Annotated in this window: 5 protein-coding genes and 2 pseudogenes; 5 read left to right on the top strand and 2 right to left on the bottom strand. The window is 57.6% G+C overall.

Going from position 1 to position 4761, the window contains the following annotated elements; translation table 11 throughout:
- Together WBV42_RS12345 and WBV42_RS12340 are read left to right on the top strand one after the other, a co-directional pair.
- The coding region (locus tag WBV42_RS12345) for an alpha/beta hydrolase family protein (RefSeq protein ID WP_423986299.1) at positions 1-444 on the top strand (444 nt) is incomplete at its 5' end.
- A gap of 311 nt (positions 445-755) precedes the next feature.
- Complete coding sequence (locus tag WBV42_RS12340; RefSeq protein WP_423986298.1) at positions 756-1802, top strand: pectinesterase family protein; 1047 nt, start codon at positions 756-758, stop codon at positions 1800-1802.
- A 141-nt stretch (positions 1803-1943) separates the two neighbouring features.
- On the opposite strand, the gene WBV42_RS12335 is transcribed toward WBV42_RS12340, so the two are convergent.
- Positions 1944-2117, bottom strand: coding sequence for a hypothetical protein (locus WBV42_RS12335; RefSeq protein WP_423986297.1), 174 nt, complete (start codon positions 2115-2117; stop codon positions 1944-1946).
- 192 nt (positions 2118-2309) lie between these two features.
- The gene (locus tag WBV42_RS12330) at positions 2310-2669 is read right to left on the bottom strand and encodes a hypothetical protein (RefSeq protein WP_423986296.1); all 360 of its coding nucleotides are present in this window, start codon (positions 2667-2669) and stop codon (positions 2310-2312) included.
- Between the two features lie 449 nt (positions 2670-3118).
- Between WBV42_RS12330 and WBV42_RS12325 the strand changes: the two are divergent.
- The 3 genes and pseudogenes from WBV42_RS12325 to WBV42_RS12315 all read left to right on the top strand — a co-directional run.
- Positions 3119-3406: pseudogene (locus tag WBV42_RS12325) on the top strand (Gfo/Idh/MocA family protein); the annotation flags it as partial.
- Positions 3383-4108: a Gfo/Idh/MocA family protein gene (locus WBV42_RS12320; RefSeq protein WP_423986300.1), complete on the top strand. Its 726-nt coding sequence runs from the start codon at positions 3383-3385 to the stop codon at positions 4106-4108. The pseudogene WBV42_RS12325 and the gene WBV42_RS12320, both read left to right, overlap by 24 nt.
- Positions 4109-4262: 154 nt before the next feature.
- Positions 4263-4761, top strand: a pseudogene (locus tag WBV42_RS12315) (hypothetical protein); the annotation flags it as partial.

Below are 4761 nucleotides of genomic sequence, written 5' to 3'. Positions count from 1 at the left end.
CGTCTGCTCGATTTCATCGAAGATCGGCCGGATTTCGACGATGAGCGTATCCTCGTCACTGGACACTCTAGCGGTGGAGCCGTTGCACTGTTCACTGCAGCTATCGACGAGCGAATCGACGCGGCCGCGGTATCATCGTATTTCTGTACGTTCGAAGAGTCGATAGCCGCGGTCGATCACTGCGAGTGTAATTACGTTCCGGGTATTACGAAGTTGGGTGAACAGTACGACATCGCCGGGCTCATTGCACCACGCCCGTTCGTTGCCGTCAACGGCGTCGAAGACGATATCTTTCCGATCGAAGGTACGAAAAGCGCCTTCGAACGCTTGAAACCGATATACACGGCAGCCGATGCGCCGAGGCGATGTACGTTATATATCGGTGATGGTGGTCACCAGTATCATCCGGATGGCGTCTGGCCACTCGTTGACGGTTGTCTTTGATCGGTGGGTTGTCTTTGATCGGTGAGTGGATACGTTCCACAGAGGCGATTCATTTCCCTGTCTGCCGAGCGGCGGAGTGATGCCAGCCCAAAACTTATTACTGTATCCTTCAAATATATTGACCGAGACATTTCTTTATTCCTGATAAACATGCTTCTGCTTGTGATCGTGATTGTGTGACGTTCCCGAAATCCGATTAGCACTACCGATCAGCACTGTAATATCTTACAAAAAAGTTATATTTACCACTGACCAGGAGATTTTATAACCTGGCGATGAGGGATGTTATCACTCGCCGTCAGCTAGTGACAATGGCAGGAACGGGAATCACGGGATCGATCATGGGTTCTTCCGACGTCAGTGGAATCCTGAACTCGACCGACGTAACCGATTCCGAAACAAACAGTGATACGATGACCACGACACCCGACAGAAAACGGAACGAGGCCGATATCGTCGTCGCGAAGGATGGAAGCGGAGAGTATGAGAAAGTCCAGGACGCCATCGACGCGATTCCGACGGGAGTTCGATCGGAGACGCGCGTCTACATCAAAAACGGACGATACAAGGAGAAGTTGAGACTGCCTCCCGACAAGACGAACGTCACTTTCGTCGGTGAGAGCGCTCAAGACACGGTACTCACGTACGACGACAATGCGGATACGAAAGACGAGTCCGGGGAGCCGATCGGAACGTCGGGTTCATCGAGTTTCTTCGTCAACGGGGACGATTTTACGGCGAGAAATATCACGTTCGCGAACGGCTCGGAACCGGTCGCGCAGGCGGTTGCTATCCGTATCAACGGGGATCGAGCGGTTTTCGAGAACTGCCTCTTCCTCGGAAATCAGGACACGCTCTACACCCACGGCCACGACAGTCGGCAGTACTATAAGGAGTGTTACATCGAGGGCGATGTGGACTTCATATTCGGTTGGGCGACGTGTTTGTTCGAGAATTGCCACATTCGTTGTAAATCCGACGGCGGCTACGTGACCGCTGCCTCGACCGAAGCGGAGAAAGATTTCGGCTACGTGTTCAGGGAATGCGATATTACGAGCGACGCACCCGAAAATTCCTACTACCTGGGTCGACCGTGGCGTCCGTACGCGCAAGTCGTGTTCATGCACACCTTCCTCGGCGATCACATCAGACCCGTCGGCTGGAAGCACTGGAACGACGAGCGGAATCCCGAGAGTGCGTTCTACGCGGAATACGACAATTCGGGGCCCGGTTTCACGCCGGAACGGCGAGCCGATTGGTCACACCAGTTGACCCGAGCGCAAGCACGGCGATACACGGCCGAAAACATCTTCCATGGCTGGAACCCGAGGCGACGGCTCTGTAATGGGCACTACTGACCTCGACAACTCGTACTGTTCCGTCGAATTACGACTGGAACCATCCGTCGACTTCCTTATTTTGGGCCGCCTCGCCCGTTCGTCGTCCCGCTCTCGACGGCGCTTCGGGTCGCCTCCGTGACCGTGATGACCTGTGCGTCGTCATCGAACCAGTCGGTCGAGGTGAATCCCGTTGTCGACGTCGAACGCCGGCCCGTCGCTAGCTCTCGTCGTCACGTCGGTTGTCGTTGCTGAGACAGCGTTCGTTGCAATCGTTGCCGTACCGATACTACCCGCTCCGAGCGCACGGAGGAACGTGCGCCTGTCTGGCGTCATTGTTGTAACACCGGATATGTATTCAAACTATAAATCAATAAAATTTTTCTAGAAATAATCCAATTTATCTATGCTACACATGTGATTCGAGTTGCCCTAAGAGGTTCGATGCTCCTTACCCGACGCGTCTTTCAGCAGATGACTCACCATCGAGTTCGGGCTACTCCCGTCGAATTGGGCGATCCAAGATCGTTATTCCGCTTCGAGGTTCCCCTTCGTGTCCCAGATTCGCATCATCATGTCGGCAAATACGGACGTTCGAAGCGGATAGCCGTCGTCGTTCGTCTCATCGAGCGGGACGGAACTGACGCTCGCGACGAACTCCTTATCGTAACTCAACTCGGACAGTGTTTCCGGGACGTCGAACGTGAACGTCCCATCCTCGTCGGCACCGGACCAATCCGCCACTCGCTGGCGTTCGCCGTACTCGATGCTGTACGTCTCTCCACCGACGAGTTCGCAGATGTCGTCCATCGACCCGACTTCCATCCAATCGTCGCCGGTTTCGATGTGGAGCGTGCGATTTCGAACGTCCGTCTGATATCGCTTCATGGTAGCACTTTCCGAGGCTATCGTCTTAATCGCTACGGGAGTCGAAGGGTCTTCGTTCAATCGATTACCAGTTAGAATGCGACGACGGCCGACTGCGGCCACGACTACGACCGTCTTCACCGCCTCGCCACGATTGCTGAACGAACATCCGTTCGCGAGAAGGGAACGATTTCTCGATGAGATACGTCTGCGGCCCGAGTAAACTCTCAGGATCTCACCGACGACTGGAGAACTCGAACGACACGATTACCGACGTAGGCTCACGCTTAGCGGATCTTACACGAAAGAATGACGCTCTCATCGGAGAGAATCGATTCGAAGTATCGTAACCGTCGATTTGCCATTACACAACTATCTATGTAACAGCAACGGCGTTCCACGGCTCGTTTGCCTTTAGAGAACGGTAGACATCCGTGTGACAACGAGAATAATCCTTCGCCGACACGCATGCGCGGGGAATCGAGGAGATAGCTACCGCCGAACTGGTCGCCGGGTCGTGTCGTACCCGCAGCAAAGGGGAGGCGTTCGCCACGAAGTACGAGTGTGCGTGGTACGACGACTACGAAGCGATGTTCGCGGAGGCGGACCTCGACGTCGCTCTCGTTTGCACGCCGAGCGGGAACCACCTCGAACCGGTGACGGCCGCAGCGGAGTGGGGCGTGCACGTCCTCTGTGAGAAACCGCTCGAAATAACGACCGAACGGATAGACGAGATGATTACGGCCTGCGAGCACGCCGGTGTTCGTCTCGGCGGTATCTTCCAGAATCGGTACCACCCGGCGGCCCGGACGGTTCACGAGGCCGCCGTCTCGGGTCGTTTCGGCGACCTCGCCGCGGTAAGCGTGTCGGTACCCTGGTGGCGACCGGACGAGTATTATCGGGACGCCTGGCAGGGAACGCAAGCCCTCGACGGCGGCGGTGCGCTGATCAACCAGTCCATCCACGGCGTCGATATGGCACAGTGGCTCGCCGGAGCGGCGCTCGATGTCGTTCCCGAGGAGAACCCGGTCGCCGAAGTGTTCGCGTACACCGATACTTTGGGCCACGACGGTCCAGAAATCGAGGTCGAGGACACCGCCGTTCTCTCGCTGCGATACCGGGATGGCACGCTCGGGCACGTCCTCGCAACGACGTCGATGTATCCCGGCCTCGAAAAACGAATTCGTATCGGTGGGCGCGACGGGTCGGCGGAAATCGTCGCCGACGAGCACGGCGAGTGGCAGTTCCGCGATGAGCAAGGGAACACAACCGGGACGCCAGCCTCCTCTCCGTCCGCCGCCGACCGTTCGGAGTACGGTCGGAACGTCGAGGCGTTTCTCGACGCCGTGGAGTCCGACGAACCGTACGAACTCGACGGCTACGAGGCACGCAAGGCGGTTGCCATCGTTCGGGCGGCCTACGAATCCGCCGAGGTCGGCCGCCCCATCGTGCCGAACTAGCGAGTCGGTCGCTTCCCGCCAGTGTCCGTGTTCGAAATCGTTCGGTCGTAGGGAACGGCTCTTCATCGTATCCCACCCACAAGCGACGTTTTTTCCGGTCCGTATGGTGAAAACGTGAGGAACGTATTTGATGGGTGCTTGCGAAGGAGTCCCCGTGCAACGCGATTCGCTTCAATTCCACAACGTCGCAGCGACCCGATCGATCGACGGCCACGACGGAGTACTCCTTCAACGCGTCCCCGAAGACGTCCGCCTCGGTTTGAACGAGGGGGCGCAAAACCGGATGTGTCATCCGGCGGGGGCGGAGATACGGTTCGTTCCCGACGGACCGGTGCGTGTGACCCTTTCGACGCGCGTGCGCGAAAGCGTCGTTCGGCCGTTCTGGGGACCGTTCCAAGGACCCGAGGAGTTCGTCGTCGGGGCCGAACCACGGACCATCGAGGTGACGTTCCCCGAGAAACTTGGTCGAATCGAATCCGACAGGGTCGAGGAACTCGATTTTCACCCCCGGGTGTGCCGCTTACGCCTCCCGGGCGAACACCGTGGCGGCCACGTCTTCTACCACGGCGTCGAAGGGAACGTTCGACCGCCACGGGCGGACGAACTGCCCTCCCTGCGCTATCTCGCCTACGGAACGTCCATCACGGAAGGTG

Origin of the sequence: Haladaptatus sp. (genome assembly GCF_049589095.1) — an archaeon.
GTDB lineage: Archaea > Halobacteriota > Halobacteria > Halobacteriales > Haladaptataceae > Haladaptatus.
Note: the sequence above shows the minus strand (reverse complement) of the source record. Positions and strands in the feature narration are given on the sequence as shown.